The following is a 23735-nucleotide window of genomic DNA, read 5'->3' on the forward strand; positions in this document are numbered from 1 at the left end:
CTCGCTAGGCTGACGGCCAGACAACCCAGGGGGATACGCAGAGTGACTGACGCAGGAGCGGGCAGACCAGCCCAGAGGCCACGGTTCCCGAAGACGCTCGGCGATCTGACAGACCCGAGCAAGTGCCCGTTTTGCTTCGAGACGTACGGGGCTCCAGGCGCCTCCTGCCCGAGCTGCGGGTTCACCCGCGATCCGGCCGTCATCGGCCACCTGCTCGACCTCGGTGAGCAAGCGCGCGAGCCACTGCTCGCGCGCGGAGAGTTCATCGTCGCGGCCGGCGAGCAGGCGCAGGCCAGGGCCGCCGCCGAAGCGCACGCGCAGCAGGCACGAGCCGAGCAGCGTCGCCTCGAGAGCGAGCGGCAGGGGCGAGCTCAGGCGAGCGAAGCGGTGCTCGCGGCCGATCACGCACGGCTCCTCGGGGGCGCTGCGGGGCACCTCGGGGCGGCAGCGACCGCCGTGGCGGAGCAGTCGCCGATCGTGCGCTCCGCGCCGCCCCGCGTCCCGGTGGCGAACCAGCTGCCACCGGCGCAGCACCCGCCTTCGATGCAGCCCACCCAACCGCAGCGACCGCGACGCTCCAGCGTGCAGCTCCTGCTGCTGGTGCTCGGCATCGGGCTCCTCAGCATCGCCGCCGTCGTCTTCCTCACCTTCGCCTGGGTCGTCTTCGGCGTCGAGGTCAAGGCCGCCATCACCGCAGGAGTAACCTTGGCGGTCGTCGCAACCGCGAGCATCCTGAAGCGGCGCAAGCTCTCGGCGACTGCCGAGGGCATCGCCGCGCTCGGCATCGTCCTCGTGGTCCTCGACGTCTGGGCTGTACAGGCGACGGGGCTCTTCGGCGCCGACCGTGCCCCTGGAACGCTGTACTGGGGTGTCGGGCTCCTCGTCGCGACGGCCGCCTTCGAGACGTGGCACCGCCTCGCACATCTGCGAGCCCCCGGCATCGCGGCGAGCCTCACCGTGCTGCCGGCGATCGCGCTCACCGTGGCCGGCGCCACCTCCGCACTGCTCTCCCCCGTCCAGCGACTCGTGCTCGCGCTCATGCTCGCGGGCGCCGCCTCCGCCCTCCACGTGCACCTGCGGATCAGGCAGTCACCACCGGCCGCGGCGGGGCCGCCCCCGCACGCCGCCGGCGCGTTCAGCACGGCAGCACCGCGCTCGCTCGAGCGCTGGATCCTGTCCGTGACCGGCGTCGTCGCGCTCGCCGCCGGTGTGCTCTCCGGCGCGGCCGCGGCGACGGGCAACGACCCATGGCTCGGCTACGCAGTCCTGTTCGTCATCGCGGCCGCATCCGCCGCTCTCCTCGCCTGGCTCGTCAGCCGCGAGCGCGGCGCGCTCGGCGGTCGCACCCTCCTCGTCGCGTTCGGAGTCCTCTCGGCGCTCGCCCTCGGCGCGGTGCCCCTGAGCTTCACCGGCTCCGTGAGGCTGGCGCTCTCACTGGCACTCATCCCGGTCGCGCTCGCCGCGGGGCAGGTCCTCAGAGCTCGGCTCGCCAACTCCGCCCAGCCGACGGCCTCGTCCGTGCAGATCGCGGTCACCGCCTGGAGCTGGACGACCGTCGGCGCAGCCAGCGTCCCGGTGCTCTCGCTCGCACTCACCGTGCTCCCCCTGCGCGCCCTCCTCGCGTTCGTCCGTGCCGACCAGGCCGGCATGGCAGAAGCATTCGCGGGCGCGCAAGGCGGGACCTGGTGGGCGATCGCGAGCGGCGCGGTCGGGCTCGCTCTCGCGGCGGGCCTGCTGCTGCTCGTCCCCGGGCGACTCCAGCGCCTCACGGCTGCGCTCACCGCGGCCATGGCCTTCCTCGCGCTGTGCGCAGCCGCCAGCACCCCTGGACCCTTCGCTGTCACGATCGCGAACCTGGCGATCGGCGCCGGGGCGGCCGTCGGTGCCGTGCTGCTTGCGCGGAACCTGTCAGCCGCTCCGCCCGAAGACCCACGCAGAGTCGAGCTGCTGGTCACCCTGCGGTGCATCGCCGGAGCTGGCATCCTCGCCTCGATCCTGCCGGCGCTCGCGGCAGCCCCGTTCGAGACCATCGCCCTCCTCACCGCCGCCGCCCTCACGTTCTGCCTGCGATTCTCCGCGCCGACGAACCCGTCGGCACTCCGACCGGTGCTCACCGCGCTCACCGCAGTGCAACTCCTCGCAGCCCCGGTGCTCGTGGCCTTCACACGAGATGCCTGGAGTTCGTCCGGCGTGCTCGACACGAACCTCGCCGTCACGTGCGCGTACCTCGGCATCGCGCTGCTGCTCACCGCAGCGCTTCTCCTTCCCAGACCGTGGCTCGCAGCAGCCGAGCGCACGCTGCTCGCCTACTCGGCGGCCATCCCGACGCTCGTGGTCTCGTTTGTCCTGCTCGCCATCGTGCGGGCGGCGGCGAATCGCGCCGAGGCGAACGCGCTGCTGACCGCATCCGCCTCGCCCCTCGGCGCGCTCTGGTTTGCAGCAGCCGCCCTCGGCGCCCTGCTCGTCGCCACGATCAGCGTCGTGGCGCTGCGCCGGAGACAGGACGACGACGTGCCAGCGGTGGCGCCGCTCCTCCCGGCCATGGTGACAGCCCTCTGGGCGACGTCGGGAGCGCTCGCCGCCACGATCGTGGTGGCCTCGCATCTTCCGGCCGTCGCCGCGTCGCTCGGCGTCGTCGTCAGCCTCCTGGTAGCCGGAGGAACCCTCGTCGCGCGGCTCCGCGGCGCACCCGCGTCCCGTGTCCTTCCCGCCGAGCTCGCCGTCGCTGCGGTCGCCGTCGGAGCGCTCGCGAGTACGCGAGCCTTCACGGGCGCATTCGGACAACCAGCAGGTGAGCAGCACTTCGCCGTGACGATCGCGATCGCGGCGGCCGTCCCCGTCCTGCTGGCGATCTCCCCGTCGGGCCTGTTCCGAGCCCGAGGACGTGCGTTCCTGGCGTGGATCGGCGTCGGTCTCCTCACCGCCGCCTGGTACGTATTCGCTGTCGGCACTCCCAGCGTCGATACCCCCGAGGGCTTCCACCTCCCGGCCGGGATCCCGCTGATCGCCGCGGCCCTTCTGCTCTGGTGGTTCGGCCGAGCCCGGGGCTCCCACGAACCCGCGCGGGCCGCCGCGTGCGTCCTGGCCGGAGGTCTCGCGCTTTCGGCCCTCGTCCCCGCATTGGCCTCGAGTGGCACGACCGCCAGCACGCTCGCCTACTTCCTCGGCGGGGCCGCCGTCGCCCTGGCGGTCGCCGCAGCCGCCAGCACGCTCGACGTCCCGGCCCACGCGCGCCCGCTGCTCATCTCGCTGAGCGCGGTCTCCGCCGGCATCGGCGTCCTGTCGGCCCTCTCGCACCTCGCGACCGAGCTGCGCGGTGAGGTGAACCGGCACGGCCTGCTCACCGGCCTGCTCCCGGGCGCCGAGGCGTTGATCTGGCTCACGGCCTGCGTGCTGCTCGTCAGCGGCGTGGCCTGGCTGCTGCTCCGCCCGGTCTGGTCCGCCGACACAGCAGGGTCCAAGCGCAAGCTGCTCCTCGCCCTGGTCGTATCGCTCAGCGGGGCCGTCGTCACAGCGCTCCTGCTCACCACGCGGTTCGACGGCAGGCTCCTGCTGCTTGGGCTCGCGCTGCTCGCCGGACTCCTGGCCGCCGGCCTCCCGAACCGGCTCATCACCGGCGTCGGCCGCGCGAGCATCGCGGTCGTCGGCTTCCTCGCGCTTGCCTCGCAGGGGTTCGCCGTCGCCATCTGGGAGCCAGCTGAGACGGCCAGTCTCTGGATCCAGCAGCAAGCCGCAATCACGTCGCTGCTCGTCGGCGTCATCGCAACAGCAGCGGTCGTCCTCGTCCGGACGCTCTCGGAGACGCGCCTCCTCACGAGACTCGCCAGCTACGTGATGGGCGTGCTCGGGTCCTGGATGCTCATCCACCACGCCCAGCTGGTCGGTTTCGAGGACGCCACGCCGGTGCAGCTCGCGGCCACCGCCGGCGTCGTCGGGGCGCTCTCCGCGCTGCTCGGCGTGCTCCTCTCGCCGCAGGGAACGCGTCGAGGGGACGGCATCGCGCTGCGTGCGCTCGGCCTCGGGACCGCGCTGCTCGGCACGGTGGTCGCTCCGAGCGCAGCCGCCGCCAGCCGCACCAACGGTTTCGAGGACTGGACACCGCTGCCGCTCGCGGCGGCCCTCGTCGCAGTGACGGCGGTCGTCGCGAGCATGCACCTCGGTGCGAGGTCGCCGTATGCGCTGCTCCGCTACCTCGGCGTGCCGGTCCTCGCGCTCGCATGGGTCTGGGAAGTGCTGGCGAACTGGGACGGCGCATCCATCTTCGTGGCCTTCGGCGGCGCCTTCCTCGTGTTCCTCGTCGCAGGCATCGCAACCGCGAGGGTCAGCAGCCCCGCCGACGGGGTACGCACGTCGAGCGTCGAGAGCCTCCTCTGGCTCGCGGCGGCCCCTGGAATCTGGCTCAGCGCGGGCGCGGTCGCCGCGGTCTCGCAGCCGCGCGACGACGACGCCATGCGCATCCTCTCCCTCACGACCTCGGAGCTCGCCCTGGCGATGCTGACTCTGGCACTCGTCGTCGTCTGTGCTGTCGTTCCGGTCGCCGCGTGGATGCGCGCCTCAGTGAACGCACTCGGCGTGGGCTCGGCGATCGCGGCGGCCGTGCTCGGCCCCGCCCTGGTCCTGGCCGCCGAGGGCCCGCTGGCCCCGGTCACGCTGCCGCTCTGGGGAGTCCTTCCTGCTGGACTGGTGCTGCTGTTCGCGAGCGCACTCTGGCGGCGGCAACAGCAGCTCGCGAATCCGCGCCTCGCCGCGCTCTCCGCAACGGTGCTCATGCCCGTCGCCATCGCGGCGCTTGTGCTCACCGCGCTCCCGAGCATCCTGCGCGGTGCCGTCGAGAACAACCAGCAGCTGGCGCTGACGTGGGTCGTCGCGCTCTGCGGTCTCGCGCTGTTCGCGCTGCTGCGCCCGCAGCTTCTGCCCTCGCTTGTGCCCGCGCAACCGACACCGGCCGGCCAGGCGCCGCTGCGTCTGCCTGTCCTCGCATTCGCAGCCGCCGGTGTCGTCGCAACCGCAGGCACGCTCGGCACGCAGTTCCCGATCCCCTGGCTGGAGCTGGCAACCGCCCCGCTCGGTGCCACCCTGCTGGCGGGTGGGCTGTTCTTCCTCGCGAAGCGCGCCACCCTGCGCAGCTGGCCAGCCCTCTCGCCCGGCCTGGTGCTGCTGCTCGTGCCGAGCTACCTGGCGCAGTTCGCAGACCCCGCGCCGTGGCGCCTCATCGCGCTCGGGCTCCTCGCCGTCGGCATCACGGTGTGGGGCGCCACCAGGCGCCTCCAAGCGCCGCTCGTCTTCGGCGCCATCATCACCGTGCTGCACGCAGTCACCGCGTTCCGACAGCAGCTTGCCGTCGTCGCCGACGTCATCCCCTGGTGGGTGTGGCTCGCGCTCGCAGGCACGGTGCTCGTCGTCATCGCAACGACGTACGAGGCACGACTGCGGGACGCCAAGCGGGCGGCGGCGTCGATCAGCTCCCTCAGGTGACGGCAGCCGCCGACGCCCGAGGGCTCAGCGGGGCCTCAGAGCTGGCAGCCAGGGCACCAGTAGAGCTTGCGAGCCTGCATCTCGCCGAGCGCGATGGGGGTTCCGCACACCCGGCACGGCTCCCCCGCGCGTCCGTACACCCAGTGCCGGTCCTCACGGTTCTCGAGCGCGGCGGCCTTCGCCTTGCCTCGGAGCCCGTCGATGGTCATCATCTGACCGACCTCCACGCCGATCTTGAGGAGCTTCGTCCAGTCGCGCCACAGCTCTCTGAGCTGCTCGTCGGTCAGCTGCGACGTCGGCGTGTGCGGGTTGATGCCCGCCCGGTAGAGCATCTCGGCCCGGTAGACGTTGCCGATGCCGCTCACGATCTGCTGGTCCATGAGCACGATGCCGATCGGCGTCCGCCTGCCCCGCGCGCGTTCCAGGAACCGCGCCTCCGCTTTCGCACCGCGGTCGACGAGCGGGTCGGGGCCGAGCTTCTCGATACGGGCCGCGACCTCATCGCCCGTCATGAGCTCACACGCGGTCGGACCGCGCAGGTCTGCGCAGGTCTCGGACGTGAGGAGACGAAGCCGCACCGCACCGACCGGCTCCGGCGGCCACTGCGAGAGCTCCTGCTCACGCTCGGCCTCCGCCATCTTGAGCCGTGTGCGTCGAGGCGCCCCGATGCTCGACAGTGACGTCTCGCCGCGCGAGTCCTCGATCGTCACGCCCGGACGCTTGCGCGAGTACTCCCCCGTCTGGCCGAGTGTCGTCGACACCTGACCCGAGAAGTCCCAGGCACCGTAGATACCGAGGTGCACTCGCAGCCAGATCCCGCCATCGAAGCGCGAGAACATGTGCTTGCCGACCGCGAACGTCTCGACCATCTCGCGCCCGTCGATCTCTGCAGCACCCTCCGCGAAGCGGCCCTGCGGAGACGATGCCGCCACCACGCGGCCGGCGTAGTTCGCGGTGAACTGCCGGGCGATGCGGTGGACGGAGTGGCCCTCAGGCATTCCCCGCCGGCGTCTCCGACTCCACCATCGGCGGCACGACCGTGCCAACGGAACCGAGCACGGACTTGCCGGCGATCTTGCCGGTCTGCTCGTACTCGGCGAGCTGCGAGATGCGACGCAGGTGGCGCTCTTCCCCCGGGAAGGGCTCGGCGATGAAGATGTCGATGAACCTGAGCGCGTCGGCGATCTCGTGCTGGCGCGCGCCGATCGAGATGACATTGGCGTTGTTGTGCTCGCGGGCGAGCTGCGCCGTGGCGTCGCTCCATGCCAGCGCGGCGCGCACGCCCGTCACCTTGTTGGCGGCGATCTGCTCGCCGTTGCCCGAGCCCCCGAAGACCACGCCGAGCGACTTCGAGCCGTTGGCCCAGTCGTTGGCGACCGCCTGTGCGGCGTTGATGCAGAACGAGGGATAGTCGTCGAGCGCGTCGTACTCGGCGGGCCCGTGGTCGACGACCTCGTGCCCCTGCTCGCGCAGGTGCTCCTGCAGCTGCTGCGAGAACTCGAGTCCAGCGTGGTCCGTGGCGACGTGGATGCGCATCAGTCGAAGACCGGTCCGCGGGTGCGGCTGCGCTTCAGCTCGAAGAAGCCGTCGACCGAGGCGGCCATGACGACGCCGTCGAAGAGACGCAGCGCCTCCTCGCCCTTCGGGGCCGGGGAGATGACGGGGCCGAAGAACGCGACGCCGTCGATGGCGATGATGGGCGTTCCCACCTCGTCGCCCACGCGCTCCATCCCGGACAGGTGGCTCGCGCGGTAGCGCTCGTCGAACTCGCCGGCATCCGCGCGCTTGACGATCGACTCGGGGATCTCCAGCTCGGCGATGGCCTCGGCCAGCACCTCGTCCCGGTCCTTGCGGCCCCCCGGGTGGATGCGCGTGCCGAGGGCGTCGTAGAGCGCCTTGACCTGCTCGTTGCCGAGGTCCTGCTCGACGCCGGCGACGACCCGCCCGAGGCGCGACGTGCCCTGCAGCATGTCGCGGTAGGACTGCGGGATGTCTTTCTCCTCATTGAGGAGCTCGAGGCTCATGATGTGCCAGGTGATGGTGAGGTCACGGTGGCGGGCGACCTCGTCGATCCACCGCGAGGTCATCCAGGCGAATGGGCAGATCGGGTCGAACCAGAAATCTACTTTGATCGGTGCGGGCATACGCATAAGCCTACTCGGCAGGACTAGGCTGGCCGCCGCAAGCCCGGAATACCCGGGCCCTCTGACCCCGAAGGAGCTGGAATGCCCGGAGAGAACCTGACTCGCGCTGAGTCGGTCGAGCGTCGAGGAGTTGTGCTCGGTGTCGAGCACTACGACGTCGCGCTCGACCTCACGACGGGTCCTGAGACGTTCCGTTCGATCACGACGGTGACGTTCTCCGCGGTTCCCGGCGCGTCCACGTTCATCGATGCCATCACCCGGCAGGTGCACAGCGTCGTGCTCAACGGCGAGGCGCTCGACGTGGCGGCCGTGAACGACGGGGTGCGCATCCAGCTCCCGAACCTGGCCGAGCGCAACACGCTGACCGTCGACGCCGACGCGATCTACATGAACACGGGCGAGGGTCTGCACCGCTTCGTCGATCCCGCCGACGGCGAGGTCTACCTGTACTCGCAGTTCGAGGTGCCTGACTCCCGCCGCATGTTCGCGGTGTTCGAGCAGCCCGATCTGAAGGCGAACTTCACCTTTCATGTGACCGCGCCCGCCGCGTGGCAGGTCGTCTCCAACGAGCCGTCGCAGACGCCTCAGCCCATCGACGCCGAGCGCGCCGTCTGGCACTTCGACAAGACGCCCCGCATCTCCAGCTACATCACCGCGCTCGTCGCGGGCCCGTACACGGTGGTGCGCGACGAGCTGACGTCCATCGACGGCCGCACGATCCCCCTCGCCGTCTACTGCCGCGCGTCGCTTGCGCCGAACCTCGACGCCGACAACATCTTCCGCACCACGAAGCAGGGCTTCGAGTACTACGAGAAGGCGTTCGGGGTTCCGTACCCGTTCACGAAGTACGACCAGCTCTTCGTGCCCGAGTTCAACGCTGGCGCCATGGAGAACGCCGGCTGCGTCACGTTCACCGAGACCTACGTGTTCCGTTCGAAGGTGGCGGATGCGGTGCGCGAGCGACGCGTCGTCACCATCCTCCACGAGCTCGCCCACATGTGGTTCGGCGACCTCGTCACCATGAAGTGGTGGAACGACCTGTGGCTCAACGAGTCGTTCGCGGAGTTCATCTCGACCCTCGCGACGGCTGAGGCGACGGAGTGGACCGAGAACTGGGTGACCTTCAACGCCAGCGAGAAGTCGTGGGCCTACCGCCAGGACCAGCTGCCCTCCACGCACCCGATCGTCGCCGAGATCCGCGACCTCGACGACGTGCAGGTCAACTTCGACGGCATCACGTACGCCAAGGGCGGCTCGGTCCTCAAGCAGCTCTTCGCCTGGGTCGGCCGCGACGCCTTCTTCGCCGGCATCAACGCGTACTTCTCGAAGCACGCGTGGGGCAACACCGAACTGCGCGACCTCCTCGCCGAACTCGAGGTCACGAGCGGCCGCGACCTCACCGAGTGGAGCGCGAAGTGGCTCGAGACCGCCGGCGTCAACACGCTGCGCCCCGTCTACGAGCTCGATGAGCACGGCAACTTCACGTCGTTCGCGATCGAGCAGACGGCGACCGCCGAGCACCCCACGATCCGCCCGCACCGCCTGGCCATCGGGCTCTACAACGTGCAGGGCGACGAGCTCGTCCGCATCCACCGCTTCGAGCTGGATGTCGACGGCGAGCGCACCGAGGTGCCGAGCTTCGTCGGCGGAGCCCTGCCCGACCTGATCATCGTGAACGACGACGACCTCGCGTACGCGAAGATCCGCCTCGACGCGCACTCGGTCACGACCGTGCAGCAGCACCTGCCCAAGCTGCGCGCGCCCCTCTCGCGTTCGCTGGTCGTCAGCTCGCTGTGGGATGCGACGAGGGATGCGGAGCTGCGCGCACGCGACTTCATCCGCGCCGTGCTCGGCGTCATCGGCACCGAGACCGAGTCGACGACGCGTCGCACGGTGCTCGGACAGCTCATCTCGGCCGCGAAGTTCTACACGGCACCGGAAGACCGCGCCGAGATCGTCGAGGTCGTCACCGATGAGCTCTTCGAGCTCGCGAAGCGGGCCGAGGCGGGTTCGGATGCGCAGTTCAGCTTCGTGAAGGCGTTCGCCTCGCTCGCCGAGACGGGGCCGCAGCTCGATGCGGTCGCCGCGCTCTTCGACGGCACGTTCGCGCTCGAGGGACTCGAGATCGACACCGACCTCGGCTGGGAGCTGCTCTACGCGCTCGTCGCCGGTGGCCGCGCCGGCGAGGCCGAGATCGCGGCTCGTCTCGAAACCGACCGCACAGCGGACGGCGAGCGCAGCGCGGCTCACGCGCGCGCCGCGCTCCCGACGCCGGAGGGCAAGGAAGCAGCCTGGGCATCCGTCATGGAGCGCTCGGACGCGACCAACGCCATCGTTCGGGCCACCGTCGCCGGCTTCGACCGGGTCAACGACGAGGCGCTCCTCGAGCCATTCGTCGATCGGTACTTCGGTCACATCTCGACGATCTGGGCCGACCGAAGCTTCCAGATCGCCGAGACCCTCATCGAGGGCTTCTTCCCCGCGGGTCTCGCGACTGCGCGCATCGGGGACGCCGCCGACGATTGGCTGGCGAACAACGAGGCCGCGGCCCCCGCGTTCCGCCGCATGATCATCGAAGGGCGCGCCGGCGTCGTCCGGGCGCTCGCCGCCCAGGAGCGCGACGCGCAGCCCGAATAGTCGCGTGCACGCAGATGAGGTCGCCTCCCAGCTGGGAAGCGGCCTCTTCTGCGTCGGTGCGGTTCCGGCCGCCTAGTCGGCGAGCGCAGCCTCGATCGCCGCGACGACCTCCGGCGCATCAGGCTCCGTCGTCGGGCGGAAGCGCGTCACTGTGCCATCGCGGCCGATGAGGAACTTCTCGAAGTTCCAGCTGACCCGGCCGGCTTTGCCGTTCGCATCCGGGGTCTTCGTCAACTCCGCGTAGAGCGGGTGCTGGGATCGGCCGTTGACCTTGACCTTCTCGAACATGGGGAAGCTGACGCCCCACGTGAGCGAGCAGTACTCCTTGATCTTCGACGTGTCCGAGTACTCCTGCAGGAACTGGTTGCTCGGGAACCCGAGCACCGTGAACCCCTGCGGGCCGTACTGCCGCTGCAGCTCCTCCAGCTTCTCGTACTGCCCGGAGAGGCCGCACTTCGAGGCGACGTTCACCACGAGCTTCACGGGCTCATACGCCGCGAGCTTCCTGGCCTCGCCGTCAATGGTGGTGACTTCGATGTCGTTCACGTTGAGGCTCATACGGAAGGCAACAGGATGCGCGACCCGCCTATTCCTCGCACGTCGCTCACACGAGACGGAAAGGCGCATCCGCCTACACTCGATGCGCTATGGCAGAATTCTGGACTTCTCTCACGACCGCGCTCGCCCCCTTCGACGTTCCCATCACGATCGTCTTCTACATCCTCGGGGCCTTCGTCTTCCGATGGATCCTGTTGAAGCTCATCGACCGCTCCGTGAAGCAGATCGTGAGCGGCGTCAAGAAGAAGCGCGGAGTGACCGACACGCAGGCGCTCTCGGTCCGTTCCCCGCTGGCTGCCGTCCGCACCGTGCAGCGCACGCGCACCATCGGCTCGGTCCTGACGAACATCGTGAACGTCGTCGTGGTCGTCATCCTCATCGTCATGATCATCGCGAAGATCGACCCGGGCATCCTCGCCTCGCTGTCGATCCTGAGCGCGGCGGTGGGCGCCGGTCTCGGTTTCGGTGCGCAGCGCATCGTCGGCGACGTCCTCAACGGCCTGTTCATGGTCATGGAGGACCAGCTCGGGGTCGGCGACGTCATCGATATGGGAGAAGCCACTGGCGTCGTCGAGAAGGTGGGCGTGCGCATCACCCAGATCCGCGACGTCGAGGGAACGCTGTGGTTCGTGCGCAACGGCGAGATCCAGCGCGTCGGCAGCTTCTCGCAGGGCTGGAACCGCATCGTCTTCGACCTCGCCGTGCCCTACGAGACGTCTCGCGCGCACGTCGAACGTGTCATGCTGCAGGCCGCGAAGGAGCTGACGGAAGACCCGGACTGGATGGACTACTTCATCGGCACCCCCGAGATGTGGGGCATGGAGTCCATCTCCTCCGACGCCGTCGTCCTTCGCCTCACCATCCGCGTCCGCCCCGGCACCAGGTGGGAGGTGGAGCGCGAGCTCCGCGCACGCACGCAGGATGCGCTCAAGTCGGCCGACATCAACCTGCCGTCGCTGAAGGCCATCGTGCTCGACGGGGCCGACGGACAGCCAACCCCGGGAGGCACCGCCTGATGTCGAACACCCCCATCCACCTCCGCGGATCCGACGGCGGCGCGTCGGCCGTGCCGACCCTCTACGACGAGATCGGCGGCATGCCCGCGTTCGACAAGCTCGCCGCAGCCTTCTACGAGGGCGTCCGCCACGACCCGCTGATGTGGCGCATGTACCCGCAGGACGACCTCGAGGGTGCCACGTGGCGCCTCGGCCACTTCCTCGCCCAGTACTTCGGCGGGCCGAGCGAGTACAGCGCTCAGCGCGGCCACCCGCGGCTCCGGATGCGCCACAACGGCTTCCACATCAACCCGGAGGCTCGAGAGCACTGGCTGCGGCACATGCACGCCGCCATGGACCAGCTCGAGCTCTCCCCCATCCACCGCGCGCAGATGACCGACTACTTCGACAGGGCCGCGACCGCCATGGTCAACACGTTCGAGCCGAGCCCAGGAGCCGAGACCGACTCCTGAGCTCGGCTGCGACTTCCGGCCCGGTCGTCGGTCAGACGACGCCTTGGGCGAGCATCGCATCGACGACTCGCGAGAAGCCGGCGATGTTCGCACCGAGGACGTAGTCGCCCGGCTTGCCGTACTCCTCCGCGGTCTCGCTGCAGCGCGTGTGGATGTCGCGCATGATCTCCGCGAGACGCGCCTCAGTGTGCTCGAACGACCAGGAGTCCCGCTGCGCGTTCTGCTGCATCTCGAGCGCGCTCGTCGCGACACCACCAGCGTTGGCCGCCTTGCCCGGGCCGAACAGCACCCCTGGCTCGGAGCGGAACCGGTCCGCAGCCTCCTTCGTGCACGGCATGTTCGCGCCCTCGGCGACGACGCGGACACCGTTCGCGATCAGGGCCGCCGCAGCGTCCCCGTCCAGTTCGTTCTGCGTCGCGCACGGCAAGGCGATGTCCACGGGCACGTGCCACAGCGCGGCCGCGCTCGCGAGGGCCTCAGACGCTCCACCGACACGGTCGACGTACTCGCCCACGCGCTTCCGCTCGACGAGCTTCAGCTGCTTGAGGGCCTCGACGTCGATGCCGTTCGGGTCGTACACCGCTCCAGACGAGTCGCTCGCGGAGACGACCGTCGCGCCCAGCGCGATCGCCTTCTCCATCGCGAAGATGGCGACGTTCCCGGAACCGGAGACAGCAACGCGCTTGCCATCGAGGTCGTCACCGGTCGCCCTGAGCATCTCCTGCGCGAACAGCACGGTCCCATAGCCTGTCGCTTCCGGGCGCACCAGTGATCCGCCCCAGGTCATGCCCTTCCCCGTCAGCACGCCAGCCTCGAATCGGTTCGTCAGGCGCTTGTACTGGCCGAACATGTAGCCGATCTCACGGCCGCCGACGCCGATGTCTCCGGCTGGCACGTCGGTGTGTTCACCGATGTGGCGGTACAGCTCCGTCATGAAGGACTGGCAGAACGCCATGATCTCGCGGTCGCTCCGGCCCCGCGGGTCGAAGTCCGCGCCTCCCTTGCCACCGCCGATCGGCATGCCCGTGAGCGCGTTCTTGAAGATCTGCTCGAAGCCAAGGAACTTGATGATGCCGAGGTTCACCGAAGGGTGGAACCGGAGCCCGCCCTTGTACGGGCCGAGGGCAGAGCTGAACTCAACGCGGTAGCCGCGGTTGATCTGCACGTGACCGTTGTCGTCGACCCACGGCACACGGAAGATGATCTGCCGCTCCGGCTCGCTCAGTCGATGGATGACCGCGAGTTCGAAGTACTCCGGGTGGCGGTCGAGGACCGGGCCGAGCGTGTCGAGCACTTCGGTGACCGCCTGATGGAACTCCGGTTCGCCCGCGTTCCTCGCGAAGATCGCGGTCTTGAGGCTGTCGATGCTGCGGTCCATGGGGTCCTCCGGGGGTGAGGCGCACGTGGGTGCGCGGATGCGGAGCGAGAGACTCGCTCGGGGGGCGGTGGCCGCGTTCAGCGTGCCTGGTTCGATCGCAGCAGCACGTTGCCCTGCGTCGTCTCGAGCCGCAGCCACGCTCCGGCTGTGAGGATGCGCGCGTCCTCATCGGAGCGCAGGAACCCGAGGCTCAGGGCGGCGAAGGCCGCGCCGCTCGTGAGGCCGCTCGGCTCGTCGATGACGCGGGTCCACACGTCCGTGCGGACACGTTCGACGAGGGCGGTCCCGAGGTTGCCCGGCACCGCTTCGGCGACCTCAGCGATGCCCTGGTCCGCGGCCGCGATGAGTGTCCCCGCTGGGAGGACACCCGTCAGGCTCCACCCCCCGCTGGGGGCTGCGATACCTGCCCAGGATTCGCGGAGTCGCTCTGGCGGGACCGAGAGGTCGAAGCCGACGGTCGCGTCTGCGGACGCGTCGTCCCCCGGCGCGCGCAGCCGGGCGAGACGGTCGAGGAGCGCTCGCAACGGCACGGTCACATCGAACGCTCCCGCGTGGAGGTCGTCGCCTCCCTCGCCGAGGAGCTCGGCGCGGAGCGCGCGCACGCCGAGCACCAGCGGTGAGGTGTCGAGGATGCCCTGCGGCCGCAGCACGGGCACCCAGAACGCCGCGACCGAATCAGTGGCGACGATCCGCACCGCGCCGTCTTCGATACGTCCGGCCCGACCCAGGAACGATTCGAGGTCGCGGGCGGCACGGAGATCGGGGATGCGGAGGACGGGAGACATTGCCATCTAACCTACCCAGTTCTTCCCGCGCGTTCCTGCGGCGGCGGGTCTCTAGACTGCTGGGATGGCAGATCAGCTCCACGAGTCGTCCTCGCTTTCGCCCGCTCAGCACCAGCCGGCGCCGTTGTCGTTCGACGCGCTCGAAGCGCTGTCGCCTCTCGACGCGTTCCTCCACACGCTCGATCTCACCGACACTGGTGCCCGCACGCGGGACGACATCTTCACGGGCCCGAGCCAGTGGATGCCCCACGGGCGGGTGTTCGGCGGGCAGGTCGCAGCGCAGTCGCTGGTCGCCGCCGCCAGGACGGTGGCCGCGGATCGCCCGGTGCACTCCATGCACGGTTACTTCCTGCGACCGGGCGATGTGAAGCTGCCGATCACGTTCGCGGTCGACCGTATCCATGACGGCAACTCGTTCACGACCCGGGCTGTGAGCGCCTTCCAGAGCGGTCAGCCGATCTGGTCGATGATCGCTTCCTTCCAGGACGTCGATGAGGGCTTCGAGCACGAGGTGTCGATGCCAGCGGGGATCCCGGATCCGGAGGATCTGCCGAGCGAGGCGGATCTGCTGGAGACGGTGAAGGCGACGCTCGGTGACGACGCGCCTGCGTCGCTGGCCGCGTACTGGCTCCTGAAGCGTCCGTTCACGATGCGGCACGTCGACGGGCCCGTCTATCTCGAGCCCGCCAGCGACCCGACGCCGGCGCAGGCGGTGTGGATCAAGGCCGTGGAGCGCATGCCGGATGATCCGATGCTGCACCGGGCCGCCATCGCCTACGCGAGCGACTACTCGATCCTCGAGCCCATCATGCGCGGCCACGGACTGACCTGGTCGACGCCGGGGCTTCGCGCGGCGAGCCTCGATCATGGCGTCTGGTGGCATCGGGACGCGCGGGCCGACGAGTGGCTGCTCTACGTGCAGGACTCCCCCGTCGCCCGCGGGGGCCGTGGGCTCTCCCGCGGGCAGCTGTTCTCGAGGGACGGCGCGCTTGTGGCGACGGTCGCCCAGGAGGGCATGGTGCGCCGGAAGCGCGGCTGACGCCGGCATCATCGGCCGGCGCCTCGGGCCGAGTGCCCGTCGACTCAGTCGTTGCTGCGGCCGCCGCGGAACGTGAGCGGCTCGTCGAGGTAGGGGGTCCAGGCGTCCCGCTCTCGGTCGTTGATGCGACGCGGGCGCTGCGTTGCGGCGTCGATGAACACGAGGGTCGAGGATGCGATCACGTATCGCACGCGTTCCGTGCCCTCTTGCTGGCTTTCCTCCGGGCTCCAGATCTCGTAGTCGACTTCGGCGCTGGCCGCTCCCATCTTGGAGATCCACAGCTGTACATCCAGCGGCTTCGTGGAGTACGGGATGGGCGCGAGGTACTCGATCTCGTTGCGCGCGATGAGTGTGAGCGTGTCGCCTCCCTCGGCCGCCGCGTCGATGATGGCGAGGGGCCGCTCGTCGTCGTTGGAGGCGCCGATGTTCCAGAACGCGCGCACTCGGGCTTCTTCGAGGAGCGTCAGCACGCGTGAGTTGTTGACGTGGTTGTAGGCGTCGAGGTCGCTCCAGCGGAGGAGCGTGGGGACGTGGAAGCGCATCGGCGGGGTTGGTCCTTCTTGTGTGCTGGTGGTTGGCTGCGCGCGACGGGGCACGGGACGAGGAAACCCCGGAGCCGCACGCTGCGGCCCCGGGGTTCCGGTTGGGACTAGTCCCTCGTGAGCTTGCGGTAGGTCATCCGCGACGGCTTGGCCGCGTCAGGGCCGAGGCGCTCGATCTTGTTCTCCTCGTAGCCTTCGAAGTTGCCCTCGAACCAGTGCCACCGGCTCGGGTCTTCCTCGGTGCCCTCGTAGGCGAGGATGTGCGTCGCGATGCGGTCGAGGAACCACCGGTCGTGCGTGATGACCACGGCGCAGCCGGGGTACTCGAGCAGCGCGTTCTCGAGGCTCGACAGGGTTTCGACGTCGAGGTCGTTCGTGGGCTCGTCGAGCAGCAGCAGGTTGCCGCCCTGCTTGAGGGTGAGCGCCAGGTTGAGGCGGTTGCGCTCACCACCGGAGAGCACCCCTGCCTTCTTCTGCTGGTCTGGCCCCTTGAACCCGAAGGTGGAGACGTAGGCGCGGGACGGGATCTCGACGTTGCCGACCTGCATGTAGTCGAAACCGTCGGAGACGACCTCCCACACGTTCTTCTCGGGGTCGATGCCCCCGCGCGACTGGTCGACGTACGAGAGCTTGACGGTCTCGCCGATCTTCAGGTCGCCGCCGTCGAGCTCTTCGAAGCCGACGATCGACTTGAAGAGCGTCGTCTTTCCGACACCGTTCGGGCCGATGATGCCGACGATGCCGTTCCGGGGCAGCGAGAAGCTGAGGTCGTCGATGAGCACGCGCTCGCCGAAGCCCTTCTTGAGCTTGTTCGCCTCGAGGACGATGCTGCCGAGGCGTGGGCCTGCGGGGATCTGGATCTCTTCGAAGTCGAGCTTCCTGGTGCGCTCGGCCTCGGAGGCCATCTCCTCGTATCGGGCGAGTCGAGCTTTCGACTTGGCCTGACGGCCCTTGGCGTTGGTGCGCACCCACGCGAGTTCCTCTTCGAGGCGCTTCGCGAGCTTCTGGTCCTTTTTGCCCTGGACCTGGAGGCGCTCCTGCTTCTTCTCGAGGTAGCTCGAGTAGTTGCCCTCGTAGCCGTGGAGGCGGCCGCGGTCGATCTCTGCGATCCACTGGGCTACGTGGTCGAGGAAGTACCGGTCGTGCGTGATGGCGATGACTGCGCCTGGGTACTTCTGGAGGTGCTGCTCGAGCCAGAGCACGCTCTCGGCGTCGAGGTGGTTCGTGGGCTCGTCGAGGAGCAGGAGGTCGGGCTTCTCGAGGAGGAGCTTGCAGAGCGCGACGCGGCGCTTCTCGCCTCCGGAGAGGACGCTGACGTCGGCGTCTCCCGGCGGGAGGCGGAGGGCGTCCATCGCCTGCTCGAGCTGCGAGTCGAGGTCCCAGGCGTCGACGTGGTCGATGTACTCCTGGAGCGTGCCCATCTCTTCCATGAGCGCGTCGAAGTCGGCGTCGGGTTCTGCCATCAGCGCGGAGATCTCGTTGAAGCGGTCGAGCTTCGCCTTCGTCTCAGCGACGCCGAGCTCGACGTTCTCTCGAACCGTCTTCGTCTCGTCGAGCTCCGGCTCCTGCATGAGGATGCCGACCGTGAAGCCCGGCGTGAGGGTCGCGTCACCGTTCGAGGGGGTGTCGAGGCCAGCCATGATCTTGAGGATCGTCGACTTACCAGCCCCGTTGGGACCGACCATGCCGATCTTGGCGCCTGGGAGGAACGACATCGTCACGTCGTCGAGAATGAGCTTGTCTCCGACCGCCTTGCGGGCGCGGATCATCTGGTAAATGTACTCGGCCATGGGTTCCAGTCTAGGAGTTGGTTGGCTGACAGCGCGCGGGGCTTCGCTACCAGGTGATGGGCTGGGTGAGCCCGATGAGGCATTTTCCCGTGCTGACGGGCGCGACGATGTCCGAGGTGTAGCCTCGCGGGCCGCGCTGGCCCACAAGGCACTCCTCGCCGATCTTCACCGAGACGATGATGTAGTCAGCTTCGAGGTCCACATTCGTGCGGTCGAAGGTGACCTCCATGGCCGCCTTGTCGAAGCCGATTCCTGCGAGTGCGTCGACGAACTCCACGGAGCTCGCCGAGCCGTTGGTCGCGATCGTCTGCAGGTTGGTCTCATCGAAGATCGGCTTGTTGTCGCTCGCCGTCCCCCCTGGCACGAACGCAGCTGGTGCCGCCTGCGTGGGCGCGGCCGCGGCGGTCGTCCCCGCAGGGGGTTGCGCCTCCTCCGAGGAGCATCCCGCCAGCGCCAGCGCCGCCACCAGAGCCACTGGGGCGAAGAGACGGGAGCTGCGCATTCGGGACCTTTCTCGGACGGGGCGGTCACCAGTGTAGGTGGCCGCGGCTCCTAGAAGGGCGTCGGGTACGCCCCCGCATCAGCGACAGAGGGCTTGTGCCACGCCGCCTCACTGGGCGGTGCCTGGGCGTCGTCCTCTTCCGGCGGAGCCTCGCTCTGCTGATCGCCGAAGCCTCGTGCTCCACTGAACCCCTGTTGCTGGTCGCTCACCCCCTTCTCATGCGAGGCTCGCTCCCGCTTGGCGAAGATCGACGAACCGGCCGTCAGGTCGTGGCCCAGGGCATCCGCGACCACCTCATGCTTCGTGCGGGAGCCGTTCTGGGTCTCGAACTTCCGCATCCGGAGCTTGCCGACGACGATGACGCGCTGACCCTTGTCGAGTGACTTCGCGGCGTGCGTCGCGAGGTCGCCCCACGCAGCGACGTCGTACCAGTTGGGATCCACGTCTTCCCAGACGTTGGTCGTGCGGTTCAGGCGCCGTGAATTCGTCGCGATGCTGAAGTTCACGACATGCTGCCCGCCCGGGGTTGTCCTCACCTCCGGCTTGCTGCCGAGGTTCCCGATGAGCGTGATGTGGTCTTGCATGTTCTCCCCCTGGTCTGGATGCGGTGCGGTCCGACGCGGCGCCCGTGCCGAGAGCTCCGCACCGGACCGCGGCACCAGTGTGCGACTGCGGGCGGCCGTTCTTCCCGACGACAACGGCGCCTGTGGACGGGGTTCCGTCCACAGGCGCCGTTTCGTCAGAGTGCCGAGCCAGTCCGGGCTGGCGCTGCAGGTCAGAGCATGTAGGGAGTGAACTTGGCGCGTACCTTGTTCACCTTGGGCACGGCAACGAAGTTGCAGTACCCCTGGCCCGGGTTCTTCGCGAAGAAGTCCTGGTGGTAGTCCTCCGCGTCGAAGTACTGGCCCAGTGGAGAGATCTCGGTGACGATTCCGCCGCCCCAGAGCTCGTCGGCGCGGCCGCGGGCCGCTTCGAAGAGCTCGCGCTGCGCCTCGTCGGTGTAGTACATCGCGGAACGGTACTGCGTTCCGACGTCGTTGCCCTGCCGGTTGAGCTGTCGCGGGTCGTGCAGCGTGAAGAAGATGTCGAGGATCACGTCGGCGGGCACCACGCTCTCGTCGAAGACGACGCGCACGGCCTCTGCATGCCCGGTCGTGCCGGTGCACACGAGTTCGTAGTCCGGTTTCGGGTGCTCGCCACCCGTATAGCCGGAGATCACGTCGCTGACACCCTTGACGTTCCTGTACACGGCGTCGAGACACCAGAAGCAGCCACCTGCAAGCACGAATTCGGTCATGCGCCAAGGCTACGCCGGTGGCTGGCTCCGCGGCTCAGCCTTGCGCGAACTCACCCAGCACCGAGAATGTCGGTGGTCGCTTCTAGCCTGACCTCATGACCACGACGCACCTCACCAAGTCCGGTTCCGCCCCGACCCTCACACCCCGAACTGGCCCGTTCACCCAGCGATTCGCTGGGCTCACCGCGACGCAGGTGCATGCGGCGCGGTGGCGGGTCACGGGCCCCGACGGCGCCGTGCGCGGGTACGTCGAAGAGCACCAACGTGGCTCGGGGGTGGCCTACGCGGCCACCCGCATGAGCCGCACCTCCACGGCCTTCCTGACGCTCGACGAGTTCTCGGACTTCGCCGAGGCGGTCACCGCGTTCCGCTACCTCTGAGGGTGCGCGTGCGCTCGTCGGCGCTCGCTTCCGCCACCGTGCCGTCGGTCAGGCTCGCCACCAGGTGTCGGTGGGGAGCACCGGCAGCTGCCGCTTGTGCTCGGTCTTGCGGTACAGCGCCTCGATGCGTTCTGCGATCTCCGCATCCACGTCTCCACCGGTCAGGTACGAGTCGATCTGCGCGTAGCTGAGCCCGAGGTTCGCTTCATCGGTCTGCCCGGGCGTCTCGTCGAGCAGATCGGCGGTCGGCGCCTTCGCGTACAGGCGTTCAGGCGCCCCGAGCTCCTCCAGCAGCTGACGACCCTGGCTCTTCGTCAGGCCCGCGAGCGGGTTCAGGTCGGTCCCGCCGTCGCCGTACTTCGTGAAGAAGCCCGTGACTGCTTCGGCAGCGTGGTCGGTGCCGAGCACAAGGAAGCCGCGCTCTCCGGCGATCGCGTACTGCGCGATCATCCGCTGGCGCGCTTTCGCGTTGCCCTTGTTGAAGTCCGTGATGGCACGCCCCGTGGCGTCCAGGAACGCGTGCTGCATGCCATCGGTCGCCGGCTTGATGTCGAACGTGATCCGTTCGTCCGGCTGGATGAACTCGAGCGCCAGCTGCGCATCGTCCTCGTCAGCCTGCACGCCATGCGGGAGGCGCACGGCGACGAACGTGGCGTCACCACCCTCCGCGCGCACCGCCTCGACCGCGAGCTGCGCGAGCTTGCCGAGCAGCGAGGAATCCTGGCCGCCGCTGATGCCGAGCACAAGCCCACGTGAGCCCGTCGTGCGCAGGTACTCGCGCATGAAGGAGATACGCTCTCGCACCTCCGTCGCAGGGTCGATGACCGGCTTCACGCCGAGGGCCGCGATGATTTCCTGTTGAGCGCTCATGGTGGGGCCAACTCTACCGAGCACCTGTTTCGGGAAAAAGTCGCCGACCCGAGATCAGAGTGAGCACTCAGCTGCGCACGAGGCGCGCGATGGCGTCAGACGCTTCCTTGAGCTTCAACTCCCCCTCGGCCCCACCCAGCTTCACAGCGTCCGCGACGCAATGTTTGAGGTGGTCATCCATGAGCCCGAGCGCGACGTTCTCGAGCGCCGAGGTGATCGCCGAGATCTGCGTGAGGATATCGATGCAGTACTGCTCCTCATCGACCATGCGATGGATGCCCCGCGCCTGCCCTTCGATGCGCTTGAGGCGCGTGAGGTACTTGCTCTTGTCCTCGATGTAGCCGTGGTGGGCGTGGCCGCCCTTCTCGGTGGTCTCGCTCATGATGTTGCCTTTCGTGGGTGTGAATCGGGGGAAGTCGCGGTGCTTTGCAGGCCTCGGAAGGCACGCAGTCGCAGACTGTTGCCGACGACGAACACGCTGGAGAACGCCATAGCGGCTCCCGCCAGCATGGGGTTGAGCATCCCGAGGGCCGCGAGCGGGATCGCCGCGACGTTGTACGCGAAGGCCCAGAAGAGATTGCCCTTAATGGTGCCGAGCGTACGTCGGGCGAGACGGATGGCATCCGCGGCCGCCAGGAGGTCGTCGCGGACAAGCGTGATATCCGCTGCCTCGATGGCGATGTCCGAGCCCGTTCCCATGGCCAGGCCGAGGTCGGCCTGCGCGAGCGCGGCGGCATCGTTGACGCCGTCGCCGACCATCGCGACGACGCGCCCTTCCTCCTGGAGGCGGCGGATCACGCCGACCTTCTCCTGGGGCAGGACTCCCGCGATGACGTCGGTGATGCCCACAGCGTCCGCCACCTGCCCGGCGACGATCGAGTTGTCACCGGTGAGCAGCGTCGGCTCGAGACCGAGTCGGCGCAGCTGGGCGATCGCCTGCGCGCTCGTCGGCTTGATCGTGTCTGCGACGGCGAGCACTCCGCGAGCCTCGCCGTCCCAGGCCACGATGACGGTGGTCTGTCCGAGGGACTCCGCATCGCTCTTGCGCTCTGCGAGCTCCTCGCCGAGCGAGATCCCCCAGTCGGCGAGCAGCTGCTCGCGCCCCACGACCACCAGGTGACCGTCGACGATGCCCTGCACGCCCGTGCCCTCGTGGTTCCGGAAGTCCTCCACCGCTGGCAGCGCACCGACTTCGGCCGCGGCGCCGGCCGCGAGCGCCCGAGCGATGGGATGCTCCGAGCCCGCTTCGAGCGCACCCGCGAGACGCAGGAGCTCGTCCCGCTCGACCCCGTCCGCCATCCAGACGCCGGCGAACGCCATCTTTCCGCTCGTCACCGTGCCGGTCTTGTCGACGACGATCGTGTCGACTCGGCGGGTCGATTCGAGGACCTCCGGGCCCTTGATGAGGATGCCCAGCTGCGCCCCACGGCCAGTTCCCACGAGGAGCGCGGTTGGAGTCGCGAGGCCGAGCGCGCAGGGGCAGGCGATGATGAGCACGGCAACCGCGGCAGTGAAGGCGGCCGAGGCCGGGAACCCGGCGCCGAGCCACGCGCCGAGTGTGGCCACCGAGATCGCGATGACGATGGGCACGAAGACGCCGGAGATTCGGTCGGCGAGACGCTGCACCTCGGCCTTGCCGGTCTGCGCGTCCTCGACGAGCTTGGCCATGTGCGCGAGCTGCGTGTCGCCGCCGACTCTCGTGGCGCGCACCACGAGTCGTCCGCTCGCGTTCAGCGTGGCCCCGACGACCCTGTCTCCTTCGACGACCTCGACGGGGACGGACTCACCCGTGAGCATCGAGGCGTCCACCGCCGAGCGTCCACTCGTGACGACGCCGTCGGTCGCGACCTTCTCCCCCGGCCGGACGACGAATTCGTCGCCGACGATGAGCTCCCCGATGGGGATGCGTGTCTCGATGCCCCGGCGAAGGACGGCGACGTCTTTCGCGCCGAGTTCGAGGAGCGCACGCAAGGCGGCGCTGGCTTGCCGTTTGGATCGCTTCTCGAAGTAGCGACCGGCCAGCACGAACATCGTGACGCCTGCAGCCACTTCAAGGTAGATGTTGGATGCTCCGTCGGAGGGGGCGATCGTGAACTCGAAGGGATGCTTCATGCCGGGGATGCCCGCCGTGCCGAGGAAGAGCGCGTAGAGCGACCAGACGAACGCGGCGAGTGTGCCGATGGAGATGAGCGTGTCCATCGTCGCGCTGCCGTGTCGCAGGTTCAGCCACGCGGCCCGGTGGAATGGCCACGCGCCCCAGACGATGACCGGTGCGGCCAGGGCCAGCGACGCCCACTGCCAGTTCGTGAACTGCAGCGCAGGCACCATGGCCAAGGCGATGACGGGAACGGCGAGCACGATGCTTCCGATGAGACGCTGACGTAGGCTCACGAGTTCGGGGTCTGCGGCCTCGATGGCCGAATCCTCGACGTCAGGATGCTCTGGCACTGGGAGTGCGGCCGTGTAGCCGGTCTTCTCGACCTCGTCGATGAGCGATTGCGGGTCGAGTCCCGCCGGCGCGTGCACGCGGGCTTTCTCAGTGGCGTAGTTGACGCTCGCGCTCACGCCTTCGAGCTTGTTGAGCTTCTTCTCGATGCGCATCGCGCACGACGCGCAGGTCATGCCCCCGATCTGGAGCTCGATGTCGGTAGCTGTGCTCATCGCTCACCCTCCGTGTGCTGCGGGGCGTCTGAATGCTCGACGGGGAGTCCGGGGGCTTCGGCCGAGCCGGGTTGGGAGGTCTGGTGAATCTGTGGGCGCCAGCCGTCGGCCCGGTCGGCTTCCGTGACGACCTGGGCGGTGAAGAACGCCGCGCCGAAGACCGCTGCAAGCAGCACGCCGTAGATGCTGAGCTTGACTGGCACGTTCAT

The 23735-nt window shown here is 68.9% G+C and carries 21 protein-coding genes; 6 read left to right on the top strand and 15 right to left on the bottom strand.

Annotated features, from left to right (window positions below):
• The first annotated feature begins 42 nt into the window (after window positions 1–42).
• On the top strand, window positions 43–5475 hold the full coding sequence (locus tag C5C17_RS09375; RefSeq protein WP_104253119.1) for a DUF2157 domain-containing protein: 5433 nt from the start codon (window positions 43–45) through the stop codon (window positions 5473–5475).
• Between the two features lie 35 nt (window positions 5476–5510).
• Here the strand turns inward: C5C17_RS09375 and C5C17_RS09380 are convergent, their stop codons facing one another.
• Genes C5C17_RS09380 through C5C17_RS09390 form a run of 3 tightly spaced genes read right to left on the bottom strand, consistent with a single transcriptional unit; the run spans window position 5511 to window position 7619 of the window.
• Window positions 5511–6473, bottom strand: a complete 963-nt coding sequence (locus C5C17_RS09380; RefSeq protein WP_104253120.1) for an Fpg/Nei family DNA glycosylase — start codon at window positions 6471–6473, stop codon at window positions 5511–5513.
• Window positions 6466–7011, bottom strand: coding sequence for a ribose-5-phosphate isomerase (locus C5C17_RS09385; RefSeq protein ID WP_104253121.1), 546 nt, complete (start codon window positions 7009–7011; stop codon window positions 6466–6468). The genes C5C17_RS09380 and C5C17_RS09385 overlap by 8 nt, the downstream gene beginning before the upstream one ends.
• Entirely contained in the window at window positions 7011–7619 is a 609-nt protein-coding gene (locus C5C17_RS09390) for a DsbA family protein (protein ID WP_181028537.1), read from the bottom strand. Before C5C17_RS09390 ends, C5C17_RS09385 begins: the two co-directional genes overlap by 1 nt.
• An 81-nt stretch (window positions 7620–7700) precedes the next feature.
• Here C5C17_RS09390 and pepN point away from each other — a divergent pair, with 81 nt between their 5' ends.
• Entirely contained in the window at window positions 7701–10256 is a 2556-nt protein-coding gene (pepN, locus tag C5C17_RS09395) for an aminopeptidase N (protein ID WP_104253123.1), read from the top strand.
• A gap of 72 nt (window positions 10257–10328) precedes the next feature.
• On the opposite strand, the gene C5C17_RS09400 is transcribed toward pepN, so the two are convergent.
• Window positions 10329–10814, bottom strand: coding sequence for a glutathione peroxidase (locus C5C17_RS09400; protein ID WP_104253124.1), 486 nt, complete (start codon window positions 10812–10814; stop codon window positions 10329–10331).
• Between the two features lie 89 nt (window positions 10815–10903).
• Between C5C17_RS09400 and C5C17_RS09405 the strand changes: the two genes are divergently transcribed.
• On the top strand, window positions 10904–11830 hold the full coding sequence (locus C5C17_RS09405; protein ID WP_104253125.1) for a mechanosensitive ion channel family protein: 927 nt from the start codon (window positions 10904–10906) through the stop codon (window positions 11828–11830).
• Window positions 11830–12282: a globin gene (locus C5C17_RS09410; protein WP_104253126.1), complete on the top strand. Its 453-nt coding sequence runs from the start codon at window positions 11830–11832 to the stop codon at window positions 12280–12282. Before C5C17_RS09405 ends, C5C17_RS09410 begins: the two co-directional genes overlap by 1 nt.
• A gap of 31 nt (window positions 12283–12313) precedes the next feature.
• Here C5C17_RS09410 and gdhA read toward each other — a convergent pair whose 3' ends face one another.
• Together gdhA and C5C17_RS09420 are read right to left on the bottom strand one after the other, a co-directional pair.
• Entirely contained in the window at window positions 12314–13660 is a 1347-nt protein-coding gene (gdhA, locus tag C5C17_RS09415) for an NADP-specific glutamate dehydrogenase (protein WP_104253127.1), read from the bottom strand.
• A gap of 77 nt (window positions 13661–13737) precedes the next feature.
• Complete coding sequence (locus C5C17_RS09420; protein ID WP_258066122.1) at window positions 13738–14445, bottom strand: hypothetical protein; 708 nt, start codon at window positions 14443–14445, stop codon at window positions 13738–13740.
• Between the two features lie 64 nt (window positions 14446–14509).
• Here C5C17_RS09420 and C5C17_RS09425 point away from each other — a divergent pair, with 64 nt between their 5' ends.
• Entirely contained in the window at window positions 14510–15484 is a 975-nt protein-coding gene (locus C5C17_RS09425; protein WP_104253129.1) for an acyl-CoA thioesterase II, read from the top strand.
• Between the two features lie 44 nt (window positions 15485–15528).
• On the opposite strand, the gene C5C17_RS09430 is transcribed toward C5C17_RS09425, so the two are convergent.
• The 5 genes from C5C17_RS09430 to msrA form a co-directional block, all read right to left on the bottom strand.
• Window positions 15529–16026, bottom strand: coding sequence for a thioesterase family protein (locus tag C5C17_RS09430; protein WP_104253130.1), 498 nt, complete (start codon window positions 16024–16026; stop codon window positions 15529–15531).
• 107 nt (window positions 16027–16133) lie between these two features.
• Entirely contained in the window at window positions 16134–17816 is a 1683-nt protein-coding gene (ettA, locus tag C5C17_RS09435) for an energy-dependent translational throttle protein EttA (RefSeq protein ID WP_104253131.1), read from the bottom strand.
• 46 nt (window positions 17817–17862) lie between these two features.
• Window positions 17863–18318, bottom strand: a complete 456-nt coding sequence (locus C5C17_RS09440) for a DUF6993 domain-containing protein (protein WP_104253132.1) — start codon at window positions 18316–18318, stop codon at window positions 17863–17865.
• Window positions 18319–18368: 50 nt separating this feature from the next.
• Window positions 18369–18902, bottom strand: a complete 534-nt coding sequence (locus tag C5C17_RS09445; protein ID WP_104253133.1) for a single-stranded DNA-binding protein — start codon at window positions 18900–18902, stop codon at window positions 18369–18371.
• Between the two features lie 191 nt (window positions 18903–19093).
• Complete coding sequence (gene msrA, locus C5C17_RS09450) at window positions 19094–19615, bottom strand: peptide-methionine (S)-S-oxide reductase MsrA (RefSeq protein ID WP_104253134.1); 522 nt, start codon at window positions 19613–19615, stop codon at window positions 19094–19096.
• Window positions 19616–19710: 95 nt separating this feature from the next.
• Between msrA and C5C17_RS09455 the strand changes: the two genes are divergently transcribed.
• Entirely contained in the window at window positions 19711–19995 is a 285-nt protein-coding gene (locus C5C17_RS09455; RefSeq protein WP_104253135.1) for a hypothetical protein, read from the top strand.
• Window positions 19996–20043: 48 nt separating this feature from the next.
• On the opposite strand, the gene nadE is transcribed toward C5C17_RS09455, so the two are convergent.
• From nadE to C5C17_RS09475, 4 genes are all read right to left on the bottom strand, one after another.
• Entirely contained in the window at window positions 20044–20865 is an 822-nt protein-coding gene (gene nadE, locus C5C17_RS09460; protein ID WP_104253136.1) for an ammonia-dependent NAD(+) synthetase, read from the bottom strand.
• A 67-nt stretch (window positions 20866–20932) separates the two neighbouring features.
• Window positions 20933–21247 (bottom strand): metal-sensitive transcriptional regulator, encoded by a 315-nt coding sequence (locus tag C5C17_RS09465; RefSeq protein WP_104253137.1) that lies wholly within the window; start codon window positions 21245–21247, stop codon window positions 20933–20935.
• Window positions 21244–23526: a cation-translocating P-type ATPase gene (locus C5C17_RS09470; protein ID WP_104253138.1), complete on the bottom strand. Its 2283-nt coding sequence runs from the start codon at window positions 23524–23526 to the stop codon at window positions 21244–21246. The genes C5C17_RS09465 and C5C17_RS09470 overlap by 4 nt, the downstream gene beginning before the upstream one ends.
• Window positions 23523–23735, bottom strand: coding sequence for a hypothetical protein (locus tag C5C17_RS09475; RefSeq protein WP_104253139.1), 213 nt, complete (start codon window positions 23733–23735; stop codon window positions 23523–23525). The genes C5C17_RS09470 and C5C17_RS09475 overlap by 4 nt, the downstream gene beginning before the upstream one ends.

The organism is Pseudoclavibacter sp. RFBA6 (genome assembly GCF_002931575.1).
Taxonomy (GTDB): Bacteria; Actinomycetota; Actinomycetes; order Actinomycetales; family Microbacteriaceae; genus Pseudoclavibacter; species Pseudoclavibacter terrae.

Excerpts from the sequence above, each read along its gene's own strand:
- C5C17_RS09380 (WP_104253120.1), bottom strand. The coding sequence starts at position 6,473 with ATGCCTGAGGGCCACTCCGTCCACCGCATCGCCCGGCAGTTCACCGCG.
- C5C17_RS09385 (WP_104253121.1), bottom strand. The coding sequence starts at position 7,011 with ATGCGCATCCACGTCGCCACGGACCACGCTGGACTCGAGTTCTCGCAG.
- C5C17_RS09390 (WP_181028537.1), bottom strand. The coding sequence starts at position 7,619 with ATGCCCGCACCGATCAAAGTAGATTTCTGGTTCGACCCGATCTGCCCA.
- pepN (WP_104253123.1), top strand. The coding sequence starts at position 7,701 with ATGCCCGGAGAGAACCTGACTCGCGCTGAGTCGGTCGAGCGTCGAGGA.
- C5C17_RS09400 (WP_104253124.1), bottom strand. The coding sequence starts at position 10,814 with ATGAGCCTCAACGTGAACGACATCGAAGTCACCACCATTGACGGCGAG.
- C5C17_RS09405 (WP_104253125.1), top strand. The coding sequence starts at position 10,904 with ATGGCAGAATTCTGGACTTCTCTCACGACCGCGCTCGCCCCCTTCGAC.
- C5C17_RS09410 (WP_104253126.1), top strand. The coding sequence starts at position 11,830 with ATGTCGAACACCCCCATCCACCTCCGCGGATCCGACGGCGGCGCGTCG.
- gdhA (WP_104253127.1), bottom strand. The coding sequence starts at position 13,660 with ATGGACCGCAGCATCGACAGCCTCAAGACCGCGATCTTCGCGAGGAAC.
- C5C17_RS09420 (WP_258066122.1), bottom strand. The coding sequence starts at position 14,445 with ATGTCTCCCGTCCTCCGCATCCCCGATCTCCGTGCCGCCCGCGACCTC.
- C5C17_RS09425 (WP_104253129.1), top strand. The coding sequence starts at position 14,510 with ATGGCAGATCAGCTCCACGAGTCGTCCTCGCTTTCGCCCGCTCAGCAC.
- C5C17_RS09430 (WP_104253130.1), bottom strand. The coding sequence starts at position 16,026 with ATGCGCTTCCACGTCCCCACGCTCCTCCGCTGGAGCGACCTCGACGCC.
- ettA (WP_104253131.1), bottom strand. The coding sequence starts at position 17,816 with ATGGCCGAGTACATTTACCAGATGATCCGCGCCCGCAAGGCGGTCGGA.
- C5C17_RS09440 (WP_104253132.1), bottom strand. The coding sequence starts at position 18,318 with ATGCGCAGCTCCCGTCTCTTCGCCCCAGTGGCTCTGGTGGCGGCGCTG.
- C5C17_RS09445 (WP_104253133.1), bottom strand. The coding sequence starts at position 18,902 with ATGCAAGACCACATCACGCTCATCGGGAACCTCGGCAGCAAGCCGGAG.
- msrA (WP_104253134.1), bottom strand. The coding sequence starts at position 19,615 with ATGACCGAATTCGTGCTTGCAGGTGGCTGCTTCTGGTGTCTCGACGCC.
- C5C17_RS09455 (WP_104253135.1), top strand. The coding sequence starts at position 19,711 with ATGACCACGACGCACCTCACCAAGTCCGGTTCCGCCCCGACCCTCACA.
- nadE (WP_104253136.1), bottom strand. The coding sequence starts at position 20,865 with ATGAGCGCTCAACAGGAAATCATCGCGGCCCTCGGCGTGAAGCCGGTC.
- C5C17_RS09465 (WP_104253137.1), bottom strand. The coding sequence starts at position 21,247 with ATGAGCGAGACCACCGAGAAGGGCGGCCACGCCCACCACGGCTACATC.
- C5C17_RS09470 (WP_104253138.1), bottom strand. The coding sequence starts at position 23,526 with ATGAGCACAGCTACCGACATCGAGCTCCAGATCGGGGGCATGACCTGC.
- C5C17_RS09475 (WP_104253139.1), bottom strand. The coding sequence starts at position 23,735 with ATGAACGTGCCAGTCAAGCTCAGCATCTACGGCGTGCTGCTTGCAGCG.